17 protein-coding genes, 1 pseudogene and 1 riboswitch are annotated in these 16,717 nt (G+C 70.0%); of the genes and pseudogenes, 6 read left to right on the top strand and 12 right to left on the bottom strand.

The window, feature by feature from the left end; all coding sequences use genetic code 11:
- Positions 1-77 precede the first annotated feature (77 nt).
- The 6 genes from thiC to ruvB all read right to left on the bottom strand — a co-directional run bounded on the left by thiC (position 78) and on the right by ruvB (position 5,641).
- Positions 78-1,460 (bottom strand): phosphomethylpyrimidine synthase ThiC, encoded by a 1,383-nt coding sequence (thiC, locus tag KBY71_RS06085; RefSeq protein WP_254928060.1) that lies wholly within the window; start codon positions 1,458-1,460, stop codon positions 78-80.
- A 57-nt stretch (positions 1,461-1,517) separates the two neighbouring features.
- Positions 1,518-1,635: riboswitch (TPP riboswitch) on the bottom strand.
- A 31-nt stretch (positions 1,636-1,666) separates the two neighbouring features.
- The gene (locus KBY71_RS06080; protein WP_254928059.1) at positions 1,667-2,257 is read right to left on the bottom strand and encodes a HEAT repeat domain-containing protein; all 591 of its coding nucleotides are present in this window, start codon (positions 2,255-2,257) and stop codon (positions 1,667-1,669) included.
- Entirely contained in the window at positions 2,254-2,472 is a 219-nt protein-coding gene (locus KBY71_RS06075; protein ID WP_254928058.1) for a DUF3188 domain-containing protein, read from the bottom strand. The genes KBY71_RS06080 and KBY71_RS06075 overlap by 4 nt, the downstream gene beginning before the upstream one ends.
- Complete coding sequence (locus KBY71_RS06070; protein ID WP_254928057.1) at positions 2,469-3,701, bottom strand: amidohydrolase; 1,233 nt, start codon at positions 3,699-3,701, stop codon at positions 2,469-2,471. The genes KBY71_RS06075 and KBY71_RS06070 overlap by 4 nt, the downstream gene beginning before the upstream one ends.
- A 28-nt stretch (positions 3,702-3,729) precedes the next feature.
- Positions 3,730-4,512 carry a tetratricopeptide repeat protein gene (locus KBY71_RS06065; RefSeq protein ID WP_254928056.1) on the bottom strand — a complete coding sequence of 261 codons (783 nt, stop codon included), beginning with the start codon at positions 4,510-4,512 and terminating at the stop codon, positions 3,730-3,732.
- Between the two features lie 16 nt (positions 4,513-4,528).
- Complete coding sequence (gene ruvB, locus KBY71_RS06060; protein WP_254928055.1) at positions 4,529-5,641, bottom strand: Holliday junction branch migration DNA helicase RuvB; 1,113 nt, start codon at positions 5,639-5,641, stop codon at positions 4,529-4,531.
- 62 nt (positions 5,642-5,703) lie between these two features.
- On the opposite strand from ruvB, the gene smpB reads away from it, so the two are divergent.
- Positions 5,704-6,201: an SsrA-binding protein SmpB gene (gene smpB / locus KBY71_RS06055; RefSeq protein ID WP_190388600.1), complete on the top strand. Its 498-nt coding sequence runs from the start codon at positions 5,704-5,706 to the stop codon at positions 6,199-6,201.
- 148 nt (positions 6,202-6,349) lie between these two features.
- On the opposite strand, the gene KBY71_RS06050 is transcribed toward smpB, so the two are convergent.
- Complete coding sequence (locus tag KBY71_RS06050) at positions 6,350-8,356, bottom strand: protein kinase domain-containing protein (RefSeq protein ID WP_254928054.1); 2,007 nt, start codon at positions 8,354-8,356, stop codon at positions 6,350-6,352.
- The gene (locus KBY71_RS06045) at positions 8,356-9,357 is read right to left on the bottom strand and encodes a cysteine synthase A (protein ID WP_254928053.1); all 1,002 of its coding nucleotides are present in this window, start codon (positions 9,355-9,357) and stop codon (positions 8,356-8,358) included. Before KBY71_RS06045 ends, KBY71_RS06050 begins: the two co-directional genes overlap by 1 nt.
- A gap of 81 nt (positions 9,358-9,438) precedes the next feature.
- On the opposite strand from KBY71_RS06045, the gene egtB reads away from it, so the two are divergent.
- The 5 genes from egtB to KBY71_RS06020 all read left to right on the top strand — a co-directional run bounded on the left by egtB (position 9,439) and on the right by KBY71_RS06020 (position 13,234).
- Positions 9,439-10,635: an ergothioneine biosynthesis protein EgtB gene (egtB, locus tag KBY71_RS06040; protein WP_254928052.1), complete on the top strand. Its 1,197-nt coding sequence runs from the start codon at positions 9,439-9,441 to the stop codon at positions 10,633-10,635.
- Between the two features lie 15 nt (positions 10,636-10,650).
- Entirely contained in the window at positions 10,651-11,604 is a 954-nt protein-coding gene (gene egtD, locus KBY71_RS06035; RefSeq protein ID WP_254928051.1) for an L-histidine N(alpha)-methyltransferase, read from the top strand.
- 17 nt (positions 11,605-11,621) lie between these two features.
- Positions 11,622-11,858, top strand: coding sequence for a hercynine metabolism small protein (locus tag KBY71_RS06030; protein ID WP_254928050.1), 237 nt, complete (start codon positions 11,622-11,624; stop codon positions 11,856-11,858).
- Positions 11,855-12,325, top strand: a complete 471-nt coding sequence (locus KBY71_RS06025; RefSeq protein ID WP_254928049.1) for a hercynine metabolism protein — start codon at positions 11,855-11,857, stop codon at positions 12,323-12,325. Before KBY71_RS06030 ends, KBY71_RS06025 begins: the two co-directional genes overlap by 4 nt.
- 93 nt (positions 12,326-12,418) lie before the next feature.
- On the top strand, positions 12,419-13,234 hold the full coding sequence (locus KBY71_RS06020; protein ID WP_254928048.1) for a YdcF family protein: 816 nt from the start codon (positions 12,419-12,421) through the stop codon (positions 13,232-13,234).
- Between the two features lie 48 nt (positions 13,235-13,282).
- Here the strand turns inward: KBY71_RS06020 and KBY71_RS06015 are convergent, their stop codons facing one another.
- From KBY71_RS06015 to KBY71_RS06000, 4 genes and pseudogenes are all read right to left on the bottom strand, one after another.
- Positions 13,283-13,546 carry a hypothetical protein gene (locus tag KBY71_RS06015; RefSeq protein ID WP_254928047.1) on the bottom strand — a complete coding sequence of 88 codons (264 nt, stop codon included), beginning with the start codon at positions 13,544-13,546 and terminating at the stop codon, positions 13,283-13,285.
- Positions 13,547-13,589: 43 nt separating this feature from the next.
- Entirely contained in the window at positions 13,590-15,110 is a 1,521-nt protein-coding gene (gene lysS, locus KBY71_RS06010; protein ID WP_254928046.1) for a lysine--tRNA ligase, read from the bottom strand.
- Positions 15,111-15,169: 59 nt separating this feature from the next.
- Positions 15,170-15,898, bottom strand: a complete 729-nt coding sequence (rpaB, locus tag KBY71_RS06005; protein WP_254928074.1) for a response regulator transcription factor RpaB — start codon at positions 15,896-15,898, stop codon at positions 15,170-15,172.
- A 263-nt stretch (positions 15,899-16,161) separates the two neighbouring features.
- Positions 16,162-16,717 (bottom strand): annotated as a pseudogene (locus KBY71_RS06000) (sugar ABC transporter substrate-binding protein); the annotation flags it as partial.

Here is a 16,717-nt window from a genome sequence, read left to right as displayed (position 1 = left end):
ATCGGGATGAAAAAGCACAAAAAAGCCCGGGACGAACCCGGGCTTGGCTGCACTGAACGACCGCGAATGTGACGCGCTCAGACGGCTGCTGCCTCTCCAGCTTTCTGCTCCGCCAGCACCTGCTCCAGGCCGGCCAGATCCTCATCGGTGATCTTGGTTTGCATCGGGCAGTGCTTGGGTCCGCACATCGAGCAGAACTCGGCCTGCTTGTAGATGTCAGCGGGCAGGGTTTCGTCGTGATACTCACGGGCCCGCTCGGGATCGAGCGAGAGATCGAACTGCTTGTTCCAGTCGAAGGCGTAGCGGGCGCGGCTGAGTTCGTCGTCGCGGTCGCGGGCACCGGGGCGGTGGCGGGCGATGTCGGCGGCGTGGGCAGCGATCTTGTAGGCGATCAGGCCTTCACGCACATCTTCGGCATTGGGCAGGCCCAGGTGCTCCTTCGGGGTCACGTAGCAGAGCATGGCCGTGCCATACCAACCGGCCATGGCCGCACCGATGGCGCTGGTGATGTGGTCGTAGCCGGGGGCAATGTCGGTGACCAGCGGGCCGAGCACATAGAAGGGGGCCTCGCTGCACTCCTCCATCTGCTTTTTGACGTTGAACTCGATCTGATCCATCGGCACATGGCCCGGACCCTCCACCATCACCTGAATGTCGTGCTCCCAGGCGCGGCGGGTGAGCTGGCCCAGGGTTTTCAGTTCGGCCAGCTGGGCGGCATCGGAGGCGTCGTGCTGGCAACCCGGCCGCAGCGAATCGCCCAGGGAGAAGGTGCAGTCGTAGCGCTTGAAGATTTCGATGATGTCATCGAAATGGGTGAACAGGGGATTCTGTTTGTGGTGATAGAGCATCCACTGGGCCAGGATCCCGCCACCCCGGCTCACGATGCCGGTGATGCGACCCTTCACCAGCGGCAGGTGCTCAATCAACAGGCCGGCGTGGATCGTCTGGTAATCGACCCCCTGCTGGCAGTGCTTCTCAATGATGTGCAGGAAGTCGTCGGCGTCGAGCTTCTCAATGGAGCCATGCACGCTCTCAAGCGCCTGATACACCGGCACCGTGCCGATCGGCACCGGCGAGGCCTGGATGATCGCCGTGCGCACCTCATCGAGATTCACGCCGCCGGTGGAGAGATCCATCACCGTGTCGGCGCCGTATTTCACCGCCAGGCGCAACTTGGCCACCTCCTCATCGAGATCGGAAGCATTGGGGGAGGCGCCGATGTTGGCGTTCACCTTGCAGCGGCTCGCGATGCCGATCGCCATCGGCTCCAGGTTGGGGTGGTTGATGTTGGCCGGAATGATCATCCGGCCCCGCGCCACCTCCTCCATCACCAGCGATTCGGGCAGGTTTTCCCGCTGGGCCACGAAGGCCATCTCTTCGGTCACCACGCCCTGGCGGGCGTAATGCATCTGGGAATAGTTCGCGGTGCCGCGACGCTTCTCGATCCAGGCGCTGCGCATGACGGGCTGTGGCGAAGAACAGGTTCCGCCCGTGGGCGGAGGGGGTCCAGAGCCGAGCCGAGTTCGTTTCCACTTCCCTGCGCCGGCATGACCCGGATCAGGTTCGGAGGGTGTGATCTCAGCCCGAGGCTGCACGGCGGATTGGGCCGGCAGCGGGGCACCCCTAGTGACAAACGAAACCTAGCAAGGCCGTAACCGGCTGGGGCTCAGCCCTGCAACCCATTCAGCGCCGCGGCCACCACCCGGTGGTCGGGGTCAGCCTGGAGCTGCTGCAGCAGGGCGCGGGCCTGGCCATCGCTGTGGTCGTGCACCAGGCGGCCCAGGATCTCGGCCCCACCCACCCGCACGGTGCCATCGGCGTCGGTGATGGCCATTGCCGCCAGATCGAGCAGCCAGGCCGGATCAATGGCGGGCTGCTCAGCCAGGGCCGCGAGGATGCTGCAGCGCACCAACCACTGCTGGTCGGCCGCAAACACCTCCCGCAGCAGGGGCCAGGCCCGCTCCAGGGAGTGGCTCACCAGGGAGTTGGCGGCCTCCGCCCGCACGTTGGCATCCTCGTCGTGCTGCACGGCGTTCACCAGGGCCTGCCAGCCCTCCTCGCTCTGCTTCACGCCCAGACCGGCACAGCTGAGCGAGCGCACCATGAAGATCCCCTGCTCCAGCCCCAACAGCAACAGGGGCACGGCCTGCTCCACCGGCACCTCCCGCAGGCCCACCAGGGCGGGCATGGCCCGGCTGGGATCGCCGGAGATGATGGCGTCCCGCAGGGCGGACAGATCAGGCGAGGAGTTGGTCATACCCCTCCATCGTGGCGCAGGGCCGCCAGCAGCTCCCGCCGCCGCCGCCGCCGGCCCAGGGCACTGGTGACCAGCAGGCCCGTGCCAATCAACAGCGCTGGCAAGGCCGGCAGGCGATCGACGCCGCGGCGCTGCAGCAACACCAGCAGGGCCAGCAGGATCAGCAGGGGCGAAGCCAGCGCCAGCCATCCCCGCAGCCAGGGCCGGCGCCTCACGGGCGCCGCTCCATCCAGCGCAGCAAACTCCAGGTGAGCACCCGGATGCCCACCGGCAGGGCCGCCTCATCGGGGGCAAAGGTGTTGCTGTGCAGGGGGGTGCAGCCCTGGGGCCCCGCCACGCCGAGCCGGAACATCGTGCCGCGGGTGCCCTCGAGCAACTGGGCGAAATCCTCGGCGCCGAGCGACGGCTGCTCCAGCCACTGCACCTGGGAGCGGCCCAGCAGGTCCACCGCGGCGTCAGCCACCAGTTCGGTGAGGGCTGGATCGTTGTGCACCGGCGGTGAAATCACCCGATAGCGCACCCGGGCCTCGCCGCCATGGCCGCGGCAGAGGGCCTGCACCGTGTCTTCAATCCAGCCGGGCAGCTGGGCGTGCACGTCGGTGTCCAGGCAGCGCACCGTGCCCAGCAGACGCACGTGGTCGGCGATCACGTTGAAGGCCTTGCCCCCCTCGATTCGCCCGAAGCTCACCACCACCGGGTGCAGGGCATCGAGGCGGCGGCTGATCGCCTCCTGCAGGCCGCTCACCACCCGGGCCGCAATCCAGATGGCATCCGTGCTCTGGTGGGGCCGGGCGCCGTGGCCGCCCTCGCCCAGCACCTCCACCTCCAGCTCCCCCGCCGCCGCGGTGAGGCTGCCGCTGCGCACGCCGATCGTGCCCGCCGGCAGGCTGGGAAACACGTGCACGCCAAACAGCGCCTCCACCCCCTCCATGGCGCCATCGGCCATCATCCAGGCTGCGCCCTGGGCCGTTTCCTCCGCCGGCTGAAACAGCAGCCGCACCCGGGCCGTGAGCCGCTCGGGTGCGCGCTCGGCCACCCCGGCGAGCAGCCGCGCCACCCCCAGCCCGACGGCGGTGTGCAGGTCGTGGCCACAGGCATGCATCAGGCCCTGCTGGGTGGAGGCGTAGTCGAGGCCGGTGCGCTCCTCCACCGGCAGGGCATCCATGTCCACCCGCAGGGCCACCAGGGGCGAGGGGCTGCCATCGGCACCCCGCTGCGGCCCCAATTCAGCCACCACTCCAGTGCGGCCGACCCCCTCGTGCACCTGCCAGCCCCAGCGGCGCAGCTCCCCGGCCACCAGGGCAGCCGTCTGCTGTTCGTGGCCGCTGAGCTCGGGGTGGCGGTGAATGTGCCGCCGCAGCTGGATCAGCTCCGGCAACACCGCGGCCAAGGTGTCGTCGAGCCCCAGCTCATGCCAATTCAGGGTGCAGGGTGTGGCCGTCATTCAGGTCGCCGGATTCAAGAAGCCGTGTTCAGGAAGACAGGGCCAGGAATTGCGCCAGAGCTTCCACCGGCTCGGGGGGCCAGCGCCGCGTCGATCGCAACCATTCTTGCTGGCGGTAGCGCGGATCGAGGCCGGAGGCTGCGGCCCAGTTGCTCTCCGCCTCACCGCTGGCCCCCTTCTGCCACAGCAGGGCCGTGAGCGCGGCACGGGCATCGGCAAACAGGGGGTAGCGGCGAATCAGGTTGCGCAGCTCGCGCTCGGCTGCCGCCCGATCCCCCAGCTGAAAGGCGGCCAGGGCGGCACTGGAGCGGGCCATGGCAAAGCCGGGGCGGGCCAGGGACGCCGCCTCAAAGCTGCTGCGGGCAGCGACCCAGTCGCCCAGGGAGCCCTGCACGTTGCCGAGGTTGTAGAGGGCCGAAGCCCGCGGTTCGCCCGCGTCCTGCGGGGCCCGCTCCAGGATCCAGCGGTAGTCGGCCTCGGCGGCGGCCCACTGGCCCAGGGCCTCCTCGGCGGTGCCGCGGTTGAGATGGGGATCAGGGCTTACAGCATCGAGCTCCATCGCCCGGGTCTGGTCGGCGATGGCGGCCCGGGGATCGCCCAGGGCCAGCTGCACGTTGCCGCGGTTGCTCCAGGCCGCCGCATCGCCCGGAGCCACCTCCAGCACCTGGTTCCAGAGGGGCAGCGCCTCATCAAAGCGCCCCTGCCGGCTGGCGCTGAGGGCCTGGTCAAACAGCTGGGGCAGGGGTATGGGGGCCACCGCCGGAGCCACCAGCACCTGCCAACCCAGCAGCAGGGCGATCAGGGTGGCCATCACGACCGGAGCCCGCTCATGCCGCCGCCCCGGTGGGCCAGCCCAGGTGGCTGCGGCCCGCCGGCGTGACCATCCGGCCGCGGGGGGTGCGCTGCAGGAAGCCCAGCTGCAGCAGGTAGGGCTCCACCACCGCTTCGAGGGTGGCGGAATCTTCGCCCAGGCCTGCGGCCAGGGTGTCGAGGCCCACGGGGCCGCCGCCATAGCCCTCCAGCATCAAGGTGAGCAGGCGCCGGTCACTGGCATCGAGGCCGCGATCGTCGACGCGATGCAGGCTGAGGGCCTCGGCCACCAGCGCCGCACCGATCCGGCCGTGGCCCCGCACCGAGGCCACATCGCGCACGCGGCGCAGCAGGCGATTGGCGATACGGGGGGTGCCACGGCAACGGCGCGCCACTTCCAGGGCCGCATCGGGCTCCAGGGCGATCTGCAGCAGACCCGCGGCCCGCTCCACAATCGCCTGGAGGTCGTCGAGGCCGTAAAACTCCAGCCGCTGGATCAGGCCAAAGCGATCCCGCAGCGGCGAGCTCAGGGAGCCGGCCCGGGTGGTGGCCCCCACCAAGGTGAAGGGCGGCAAATCCAAACTGCGGGTGCGGGCCGTGGTGCCCTTGCCCACGGTGAGGTCGAGGCGGAAGTCCTCCATCGCCGGATAGAGGATTTCCTCGGCCACCCGGTTGAGCCGGTGGATCTCGTCGATGAACAGCAGCTCGTGGGGCTGCAGGTTCACCAGCAGGCCGACGATGTCGCGCGGGCGCTCCAGGGCCGGCGCACTGGTGATGCGGCAGCGAACCCCCAACTCCTCAGCCAGCACCAGGGCCATGGTGGTTTTGCCCAGACCGGGTGGGCCGTAGAGCAGCACGTGATCCAGCGCCTCCTGGCGGGCGCGGGTGGCCTCCACGGCGATGGCCAGCACCTGCTTGAGCTCGCCCTGGCCGATGTAGTCCGCCAGCCGCCGGGGCCGCAGACCGTCTTCCCGCGAGGCCGGCACCCCATCGGTCAGCCTTCCGGCCGCAGCCTCCTCGGGCCCGGGAGCAGGGTCCACCAGACGCGGCGGCGACGGCAGGTCCGAGGGGCTGGCCTCGCGGCTGGGGCGGCCGCGGGGCGCCGGGGATCCCGAGGAAACAATGGCCATGCAGCGAGGGTACCGGGGGCTCCCTAGGGTCGGGAGATCCAGGGGACGGTTGCGGAGCAGCGATGGCCAAGGGCGGGGGCAAGAAGGGCGCCAAGGCCCAGCGCGATGCCGCCAACAAGCTGCTGGCCGACAACCGCTTCGCCCGCCACCAGTACGAGATCCTCGAAACGCTCGAATGCGGCCTGGAGTTGGTGGGCACCGAGGTGAAATCGATCCGGGCCGGCCAGTGCAACCTGCGCGACGGCTTTTGCCTGATCCGCAAAGGGGAGCTGCAGCTTCACAACGTGCACATCTCGCCCCACAGCCATGCCGGGGCCTATTTCAACCACGAGCCCCTGCGGGTGCGCAAACTGCTGGCCCATCGGCGCGAGATCGAGAAATTACGGGTGGCCCTCGAGCAGAAAGGCCTCACCCTGATCCCGCTCAACCTGCACCTCAAAGGCTCCTGGATCAAGCTCACGATTGGGCTGGCCAAGGGCCGCAAGCTGCACGACAAGCGCCACGAGGAGCGGCGCAAGCAGGACATCAAGGACGCCAAGGCCGCCATCGCCAGGCTCTGAATTCCGGCGCGGGCGGCCTGCCCGCCGCTGCAGCTCCCGGAATCTGTACAGGCTGTACAGATTCCTGAAGGGCACAACCCAGCAACCACCCCGGCTGGCGTGACTTCACTGCGAAACCGGTTCACTCCGGGAACGGTTCACCCCGAGATCAGTTCTCTGGCGATGGCACCGGCGGTGGCGGCGGGGCCGACGGACTGGCGGGTGCCAACGGGGCCGCAGGCGCTTGAACGGCGGGGGCCTGGGGCGTCTCCGGCTGTGCGGGTGGCGCCTGCGGTGGGGGTTCCGGAGTGGCCTGGGCCGGCGGATCCGCCCGCAGGGACAGGGTGATCAGGGCCGGGGCGACACCCTCGTTGGTCACCAGCAGCTGCACCGGCGAGCGCTTCTGCGCCCCCAGGCTCACCACCCGCAGGGGGCCCTTGGCCTCCAGCAGGTCGCCGTCGGGACCGAACACGCTCATCTGCATCAAGGGCGAACCATTCACCCCCAGCACCAGGCGGTAGCCCGGCGGCAGCCGCACCGGGAACAACCGGGCGCCACCGGCCTCCACCTGGGCCGAGAGCACCCGGGTTTCCTGCGGCTGGGCCTCAATCGCCTCGATCTGCACATTCGCCAGGCCCTGCTCCGCCGCAGCGAACCAGAGCTGGCGGAAGGGTTCGGGGGGAATGTCGGCGCCGGGCCGACCCGGCAACAGGCTCTGGGCGCTGCCCGACACCAGCTGGCGCAACACCGCCGAGCTGAGCCCCTGGCTCACCAGGGACTGCTGGCGCCGCTCCCAGTCGCCATTGGTGTAACTGCCGAGGCGGCGACGGATGTCGAGGGGAAGTTGCTCCACCCGGGCCAGCCACTCCTCTGACAATTCATTCCACACCTTGCGCAGGGGGGCATCCTCCAGGGAGTCACTGGGCAGGCGACCGCCCCGCTCCGGAAACTGGGCCAGCAGGCTGGCGTCCACCAGCTTCAGGAACCAACCCCGATCCACCTGCATGGCCCGCAGCCGGTTGAGCAGCTGCTGGCGCTGGTCCACCTCGGCGGGAGGCAAGCTGTTGGGCAGCTGCAGGGCGGCATCCGGCGTAGGCAGGGCCAGGCGGCCCCGGCTGAGCCACCACCAGCCCAGGGCCGTGCCCACCACGGCCGAGAGCACCAGGGCGATCACCACGGGCCAGATCCCGCCTTCGGCGGCCTCCTCCCGTTCGTCCAGACGGCTGCGCTGGGCGGCCGCGGCGGGGGGGGGAGGCGCCACACGGGGCAACGCCGGCGGGGGCGCGCTCACCTGGGGCTCGAGCTGGGGCTCCGGCGGGGGGGCCGGAGGAGCGGGGGGCGGAGCCACCGGCGGCGGCACCAGGGCCACGGTGCGGTCGGCCCGGGGCACCGGGCCCGTGCTCTCCGGCATGGGCAGGGCCTGGAACGCCACCAAGGCCTGGGAGGCCGAGGCAAAGCGCTCGCCGGGCTCCCGGCACAGCAGGCGACGGATCTGGGCCTGGAGTTCAGGTTCGGCCGCCAGGGCAGCGGGCCAGCGCCAGGCCAGGGTCACCGGATCCAGCAGCCGGGCGGGCTCCTCCCCGCTCAGCAGCACCAGGGCCACCACCCCGAGGGCATGGAGATCCATCCAGGGCTCGGGCGCCGCCGCGCGGGCGCGCTCGGGCGGCGCATAGCCCGGCGTGACCGCCGGGAGGCCAGCCACCAGGCCGAAATCGAGCAGCACCGGCAGGCCGTCGCTGTCGCGGCGCAGCAGGTTGGCGGGACTGAGATCGCCATGCACCAGCTCCTGGCTATGCAGCACCGCCAACACCGGCAGCAGCTGACGCAGCAGCAGCAGCACCTCACCGGCCCCAAACACCAGCTGGCGCTCGGCGCGGGCCTCGAGCAGCTGCCGGTAGGTGCGGCCGGCCTGCCATTCCCGCACCAGCCAGAGCCCCTCGGCCGAGGGGATCGCAGCCCCCAATCGGGGCACCTGGGGATGGAGCACGCCCTGGAGCTGCCCCCAGAGCTGGCGGGCCCGGGCCCCATCGAGCTCGGGACCGAGCAGCCGCAAGGCCATCGGGGCCTCGGCCGCCAGCTGGTCGCTGGCCCGCCAGAGATCGCCCTGGGGGCCCTCACCCAGAACCTCTTCGAGCCGGTAACGCTCGCCGATCACCTGACCCTGCTGTGCGGCCATCAGCCCTCTCCCGCCAGGGCGCGCTCGGGCTGGTGCAGCCCCTTACCGGCGAGCCAGTCGGCGTCGTAGAGCCGGGAGCGGTAGCGATCGCCGCTGTCGCACAGCACGGTCACGATGGTGTGGCCGGGCCCCATCCGCCGGGCCGTCTCGACCGCCGCGGCCACGTTGATGCCCACCGAGCCGCCGAGGAACAGGCCCTCCTGCCACAACAGCTGGTAGATCGTCTCGAGGGCGGTCTGGTCGTCGATGCGCACGGCGTCATCAAGGGGAGCGCCCTCCAGGTTGGCGGTGACGCGGCTGTTGCCAATCCCCTCGGTGATCGAACTGCCCTCACTGCTGAGCTCCCCGCGGGTGGCCCAGGCGTGCAGGGCACTGCCATGGGGATCGGCCAGCACGCAGCGCACCCGGGGGTTCTGCTCCTTCAGGTACAGGGCCACGCCGGCATAGGTGCCCCCGGTGCCGGTGGCTGCCACCCAGGCATCCACCTGGCCGCCGGTCTGCTGCCAGATCTCCGGGCCCGTGGAGTTGTAGTGGGCGCGGCGGTTGGCCAGGTTGTCGAACTGGTTCGCCCAGACGGCCCCAGGCGTCTCGGCCGCGATCCGACCCGAGAGCTTCACGTAGTTGTTGGGGTCGCGATACGGCACCGCCGGCACCGTGCGCACCTCAGCCCCCAAACTGCGCAGCAGGCCGATCTTCTCGGCCGACTGGGTGTCGGGAATGACGATCAGGGCCTTGTAGCCCCGGGCATTGCAGAGGTGGGTGAGGCCGATGCCGGTGTTGCCGGCCGTGCCCTCCACCACCGTGCCGCCTGGCTGCAGCAGGCCCTGCTCCTCCGCCTCCAGCAGGATCCCCAGGGCCGCGCGGTCCTTGACCGAGCCACCGGGATTCATGAACTCGGCCTTGCCGAGGATCGTGCACCCCGTGAGGGCGCTCAGGGCCTCGAGCCGGATCAGGGGCGTGTTGCCGACGGCGCCCACGAACCCTGCAGTGATTCCGGCCATGCCCACGTGCTGTGCGTGGCGGGATCGTAGGCAAGGTCCCTATGGTCAGTCCTGATTTCAGGCTGAATTGCCAGCGGCGGGATGGGGGAAGAGCTGCGGGCGCGCTACACGCAGGTGCGCCAGCACAGCCTTGCCCTGGTGGCCCCGCTCCAGCCCGAGGACGTCTGTCTGCAGGGCATGGCCGATGCCAGCCCGCCCAAGTGGCACCTGGGCCACACCACCTGGTTCTTCGAGCAGTTTCTGCTGCGGCCCCAGCTGGAGAGGGGGCTGCACCTGGCCTACGACCCAGCTCCGGCCACCTGGAGCTTTCTGTTCAACAGCTATTACGACGCCGTCGGCGCCCGCCACCCCCGCCCCCAGCGCGGCCTGCTCAGCCGCCCATCCCTCGAGGAGGTGCTGGGCTGGCGGCAGCGGCTGGATGGGGCGATGCAGGCCCTGCTGGGGCAGCTGGAGCCGGGCGATCCCCAGCTGGAGCTGGTGGAGTTGGGCCTGCAGCACGAGCAGCAGCACCAGGAGCTGCTGTTGATGGACCTGCTCGATGGCTTCAGCCGCAATCCTCTGGAGCCGGCCTATGGCCCAGAGCCTGAAGCCACCTACCGGGCCCGAGCGACCGACGGGCAGAGCCGTTCCGAAGGCCCCTGGCTCGAGCATGAAGGAGGGCTAGTGGAGATCGGCCACCCGGGCGGTGCCTTCCATTTCGACAACGAAGCGCCCCGTCACCGCCAGTGGCTCGATCCCTTTGCGATCAGCCGCCAGCTGGTGAGCAACCGCGAGTTTGCGGCCTTCATCGCCGATGGCGGTTACCGGCGGCCCGAACTCTGGATGAGCGAAGGCTGGGCGATTCAGCAGGCGCGGGGCTGGCAGGCGCCGCGCTACTGGCGCGACGACGGGGAATTCACCCTGGCGGGTCGCCAGCCCCGGCTGGCGGAGCTGCCGGTGCGCCACCTCAGCTGGTTTGAAGCCGATGCCTACGCCCGTTGGGCCGGCGTGCGACTGCCCAGCGAAGCCGAATGGGAGCTGATGGGGCCCCAGCTGCCCCAGGCCTTTGGCCTGTTGTGGCAGTGGACCTCTAGCCCCTACAGGCCCTATCCGGGCTTTGCGCCCGCCGCCGGGGCCGTGGGGGAATACAACGGCAAATTCATGAGCTCCCAGATGGTGCTGCGCGGCAGCAGCGTGCTCACCCCGGCCGAGCACGGACGGCTCACCTACCGGAACTTCTTCCCGCCAGCCAGCCGCTGGATGGCCGCGGGGTTGCGCCTGGCCCGCGATGCCGCCTGAGCTGGAGCACCTGCCATGGATCTGATCGACCTCCACCCCGAACCGGCCGACATCCACCAGCTGGTGCTGGAGGGCATGGCCCGCCAGCCCCGCCAGCTGCCGGCCTGGTTGCTCTACGACGCCGAGGGCTCCCGGCTGTTCGAGGCCATCTGCGAACAGCCGGAATATGGCCTCACCCGCACCGAAACGGCCCTGCTGCAGGCCACGGCCCCCGAGCTGGCAGCGGCCCTGGGCGCGGGAGTGCTGGTGGAGTTCGGCGCCGGCAACGCCCGCAAGGTGGGACCCCTGCTAGAGGCGCTGCGGCCGCCGGCCTACGTGGCCCTCGACATCAGCGCCGACCACCTCGGCCCCGCCTGCAAGGAGCTGCAGACCCGCCACCCGGCGGTGCCCGTCCTGGGCATCTGCTGCGACTACACCCAGCTGCACCAGCTGCCAGACCACCCCCTGCTGAATGAGCAGCGGCGGCTGGGCTTTTACCCCGGCAGCTCCCTGGGCAACTTCAGCCTCCCAGAAGCCCGGGGGCTGCTGCAGCAGTTCAGCCAGCTGCTGGGACTAGGGGCGCAGCTGCTGATCGGCATCGACCAGCCCAAGGCCGTGGCGCGGCTGGAGGCCGCTTACAACGACGCCGCCGGCGTGTCCGCCGCCTTCGCCCGCAACCTGCTGGTGCGGCTCAACCGGGACCTAGCGGGCAACTTCGATCCCGACGCCTTCGCCTACACGGCCCAGTGGCAGCCGGAGCACAGCCGAATCGCCATGGCCCTGGTGAGCCGCCAGGCCCAGACCGTGCAGCTAGCGGGGCAGGCCTGGAGCTTCGCCGCGGGCGAGCCCCTGATCACCGAATACAGCGTCAAGTACGCCCCGGAGGCCTTCCTCAGCCTCGCCGCGAGCGCGGGCTGGCGGGGCGCCGGCCGCTGGAGCGATCCGGCCGGCGACCTGTCGCTGCACCTGCTGGTGACGGCAGACTCCTGAACAGAGGCAGGAGACCGATGGGTCGTGAGGAACAACGGGCCGCCATGCGCCAGATGCGGGAGGGCCTGATCGCCGAGCTTGAGGAGCTGTACCGCAACGCCTTTGACCGGATCGGCGACCAGGATTTGGGCGAAGGGGCCGTCGCCCGGCTCACCCAACTGCTACTGCGCTCCCGCGAAGCCGCGATCACCCCGCTGCAGCAAGAGATTGAAGCGCCGTTGATCACCAGCCCCGCCGGACAGCCCGCCCCGTGAGTTGGCTCGACGAACTGGAGGCGCGGCTGGAGCAGCAACTGGCCGCCTTCCTGGCCGCCAACCCCAGCCAGGAGGCCCTGCTGGAGGAGCAGGGGGCACGCGATCGCCAGGCCCGGCTGGTGGGGCAGCGACGCCAGTTGCAACGGCAGGCCGAACAGGAGCGCCAGGCCCTGCTGCAACTGGCCGACGAGATTCGGCGCTGGCAGGAGCGGGTGGTCAAGGCCCGGGCCGCCGGTGCCACCACCCTGGCCGAGCGCGCCGAGGCCCACCAGCAAGGTCTGATGGAGCAGGGCCGCCAACGCTGGCAACAGCTGGGCGAACTGGGCGTGAGCTTCGCGGCAGTGGAGCGTGACCTGCGCGAGCTGGAGAACCGGCCAAGGCCGCCCCGGGCCTCGAGCCTCGAGCAGGACTGGGCCGCCTTCGAAGCCGAGCAGGCCCTAGAACAGCTGCGCCGGCAGCAGCGCTAGCGAGGCGCTTACGGGGCTGGCTCCTGAATTCCGTACAGGCTGTACAGAATCCGAGAGCGCCCACAATCACTGCAGCTGACGCCAGCCCCCTGCATGGGTTTTCTGCTGTCCAAACTGCTGCCGCTGTTGCTCTACCCCCTGGGCCTGGGCCTGCTGCTGCAACTGCTCGGCCTCGCCACGGCGCCCCAAGGCCCCGGCCGCCGGCGCCAGGCCAGCCTCTGGCTGAGTGGCACGGGGGTGGGGCTTATCTGGGTTTGCGCCATGCCCCTCACCAGCCGCCAACTGATCTGGGGCCTGGAGGAGAGCAGCGCCGCCCTGACGCCAGTGGTGCTGCCCCGCGCCGATGCGGTGGTGGTCCTAGGCGGCGGCTTGCGGCCCGCCCTGCCACCCCGCCAGGGTGTCGAAGTGGCGGAAGGCGGCGACCGCCTGCTGCGCGGTGTGCAGCTGGTGCGCCAGGGCCAGGCCCCCCTGCTGGTGACCAGCGGCGGCCGGGTGAACTTCACGGCCAACGATCCCGCGCCACCGGAAGCCCTCTGGGCAAGGGATCTGGCCCAGCAGCTGGGGCTGCCGGCGGAGCGGATCCTGATCAATCCAGGCTCCCGCACCACGGCCGAGGAGGCCCGCGACATCGGCCACCTGGGCCGGCAGCGGGGCTGGACGCGGGTGCTACTGGTGACCAGCGCCTTCCACATGCCCCGTTCCCTGGCCACGTTCCGCCAGCGCAGCGGTTTGACCGTGGTGCCGGTGGCCTGCGATTACCAGCTGCCCGATCGGGCCCACTACGGCCAACCCACCGCCGGCAACACCCTCAAGAGCCTGGTGCCGGAAGCGGAGGCGCTTTACCTAAGCAGCCTGGCGCTCAAGGAACACCTGGGCCTGGCGATCTACAGGCTCCGGGGCTGGAGCTGATCCAGCTGGCTTGCGTTCAGGCCGGCTTGCGTTCAGGCCGGCTTACGTTCAGGTCTTGGGCGCCGGGGGCACGAGGCTCACCCCCTCCGGCGGCGGCGTGGGATCGGGATCGGCGATCAGCATGTGCTGCAGCACGATTTCGGGGCGCTCGCTGTCACGCCAGCGGATCCGGTAGGCGGGCATTTTGGTGCCGCGGCTGGTGGTCTGCTCCACCGGCTCCATCACCCAACCGCGACGCGAACGGCCCTGCGGGTTGCGCTTCACCACAGCATCCGCGTGTTTGAAGCGAAAACCGACGCGCTCGCCACTCATGGAATCGCTGGCCCCAAGTGGGGGAGATTGCCTACTGGCTTCATTATCCCATTGCGCTTGGCCGGCCCTCAGGACGCACCTCGGGACGCAGCAGCGGGAAGGCGATCACATCGCGGATCGAGGGGCTGTCGGTGAGCAGCATCACCAGCCGATCGATGCCAATGCCCAGGCCGCCCGTGGGGGGCATGCCCACCTCCAGGGCCTGGAGGAAATCCTCGTCCACCTGCTGGGCCTCGTCGTCGCCAGCAGCCTTGCGGGCCTGCTGGGCCTCCAGGCGCTGGCGCTGGTCCACCGGATCGATCAGTTCGCTGAAGGCGTTGGCGGTTTCGCGGCCCACGATGAACAGCTCAAAGCGCTCCACCATCCCCGGCTTGCTGCGGTGGGCCCGGGCCAGGGGCGAATTCTCCACGGGGTAATCGATCACGAAGGTGGGCTGGATCAACTCCGCCTCCACCCGCTGCTCGAAGGCTTCCACCAGCAGGCGACCCACGGAATCGGCCAGGGCCGGCACCTCCAGCCCCTGGGCCCCCATCGCCGCGGCCGCCTCTTCGCGGCTACCAAAGCTGTTGAAATCCAGGCCGGTGGCGTCCTGCACCAGCTGATGCATGGTGGCCCGCCGCCAGGGGGGCGCCAGATCAATCTCCGTGCCCTGATAGCTGATCTGGGTGGTGCCGCACACCTGCTGGCACACGTGGGCAATCAGCTGCTCGGTGAGCAGCATCATGTCGGTGTAGTCGGCATAGGCCTGGTAGATCTCCACCGAGGTGAACTCGGGGTTGTGGCGGGTGCTGATGCCCTCGTTGCGAAAGATGCGCCCCAGCTCGTACACCCGCTCGAAGCCCCCCACCACCAGCCGCTTCAGGTGCAGCTCGGTGGCGATCCGCAGGGTGAGGGGCAGATCCAGGGCGTTGTGGTGCGTCTCAAATGGCCGGGCATCGGCACCGCCCGGCACGCTCTGCAGCACCGGCGTTTCAATCTCCAAAAACTCCCGCTCATCCAGCCAGCGGCGCATGGCGCTCACCGCCACGGCCCGGCGCCGGAAGGTTTCGCGGGTGTCGGGCGACACGATCAGATCGAGGTAGCGCTGGCGGTAGCGCTTCTCCACGTCCGCCAGGCCATGCCATTTGTCGGGCAGGGGCTGGAGCGACTTGGTGAGCATGGTCCAGCCCTTCACCTTCACCGACAGCTCACCGCGGTCGGTGCGGCGCAGGCTGCCCTGCACGCCGATCAGGTCGCCCGCATCCACCAGGGAGGTGAGGTGGGCAAAGGCCTCGGGATCCTCCGGCATGGAGGCCTCCAGGGTGGCCTTCTCAATAAACAGCTGAATGGGGCCGGTCTCATCGGCCAGGGTGAAGAAGGCGAGCTTGCCCATCACCCGGCGGGTCATCACCCGGCCGGCCACCGCCACCGCCAGATCGCGCTCCTCGCCATTGGCCAGGTCGGCGTGGGCCTGCTGCAGCGCGGCGGTGCGGTGCGTGGGCTCGAAACGCAGGGCATAGGGCCCCTGGCCCAGGGCCGCCAAGGCTGCGGCTTTCTCCAGACGGGTCTCGCGCAGCTCCGACAAGGCAGACAGGGGGGCTCAACCGGCCCATCCTGCAGGAACGTCAGCCGGGCTGTTGTGCCTCAGGCATTAGCCGCCAGGCCAGGGTCGGCCATGCGCTGGGAGGCATAGCCGGTGCCCCGCACCGTGAGGATCAGCTCCGGATTGCGCGGATCGGGCTCGAGCTTGCCCCGCAGGCGAGCGACATACACATCCACCACCCGCAGGTCGGCAGCGCGACGGGGCGGATAGCCCCAGAGCTGCTCGAGGATCTCGGCCCGGGGAACCACCCGACCCGGCTCCCGGAACAGCAGCTCGAGCAGGCTGAACTCGGTGTAGGTGAGGCCGATGCGCTCACCGTCGCGGGTGACTTGGCGGCGATTGGTGTCCACCACCAGGTCCCCCACCCGCAGCACGCCACTGCCGCTCTGCACCTCCCGGGGCTCTGCGGAGGCAGAACCGCGGCCCACCCGGCGCAGGATCGTGGCGATGCGGGCTTCCAGCTCCTTGGGGCTGAAGGGCTTGGGCAGGTAGTCGTCAGCCCCCAGATCCAGCCCTGACACCCGCTCGGCAATGGCGTCGAGGGCCGACAGGAAGATGATCGGCACGCAGGATTCGGCGCGCAAGCGGCGGCACACCGCGAAGCCGTCGAGCTTGGGCAGCATCACGTCGAGCACGACGAGATCGGGCTGCTCCTGGTGGAACAGGCTGAGGGCCTCCTCCCCGTCTTCCGCGCAGATCACCCGATAGCCCGCGAGCTGCAGGCGCATCACCAGCACCCGGCGCACGGCCGCCTCGTCGTCCACCACCATTACGGTGGCCTTCGGCTCAGCCGGCGGAGCACCCAACGATTCGGGAGAGGCTTCCGTGAACGGCTCTGACGCTGCCGGATGGAACCCCCGATCCCCCGAACTGGGCCTGTCCTCCGAGGGCATGGGCGGGACGCCGGGATGAAGAATCGCAACCATACCCCTGCACACGCCCCCTGGTCAGCCCCCAGAACGCCGCCGCCAGAGCCCATCTGACCCTTTTTAAGGATTTCTGCAGAAACAGACAGAAACCGGCAATGCTGATATCAGCCCCAGCGGGCCCGGGCATAGCGGTTCCAGTCGTCAGCCGCTGCCGCCAGGGCCGCATCACTGCCCACCTGCCCGAGCATGGCGCGCTGCAGCTGGGTGTACACGATGGCCTGCAGCCGCTTCACCCCCGGACTGGCCGGCACCAGCACCCGGGCCCGGCGCAGGGTCTGGGCGGAGAGCAGCCGGGCGCGCTGCACCAGCTGCTCCTGCGGCGTCCCCGCACCGCTGGCCGCCCCCAGGGAGGCCTCCAGCTGCAGCAGGGCCTGGCGGTTGGAGGGCAGCACCCGCGCCTGCTCGGCGAAGGCCAGCTGGTTGGGGCCATTGGTGAGATGGAGCGCAAAGCGCGCCGCCTCGGCCGCCAGGGCGCTCTGCTGAGGCACCACCAGGTTCATCACCGCCACGTTGGCCTCTCCGCCACGCCCGGTGAGCGGAGCAAAGGGAGCGGTCACCGCGGCAATCCCGGGGGCATTGGTCTGGAGGTTGCGCAGGAAATCGGGCCCGGTGGCCACCTGGGCCAGATCAGATCGGAAGAGGTCGGTAGGGAAAGAGTGT

The sequence above is a fragment of the Cyanobium sp. T1B-Tous genome (genome assembly GCF_024345475.1).
Lineage (GTDB): Bacteria > Cyanobacteriota > Cyanobacteriia > PCC-6307 > Cyanobiaceae > Cyanobium_A.
The sequence above is the reverse complement of the archived record's forward strand: the minus strand, read 5'-3'. Positions and strand labels throughout refer to the sequence as shown.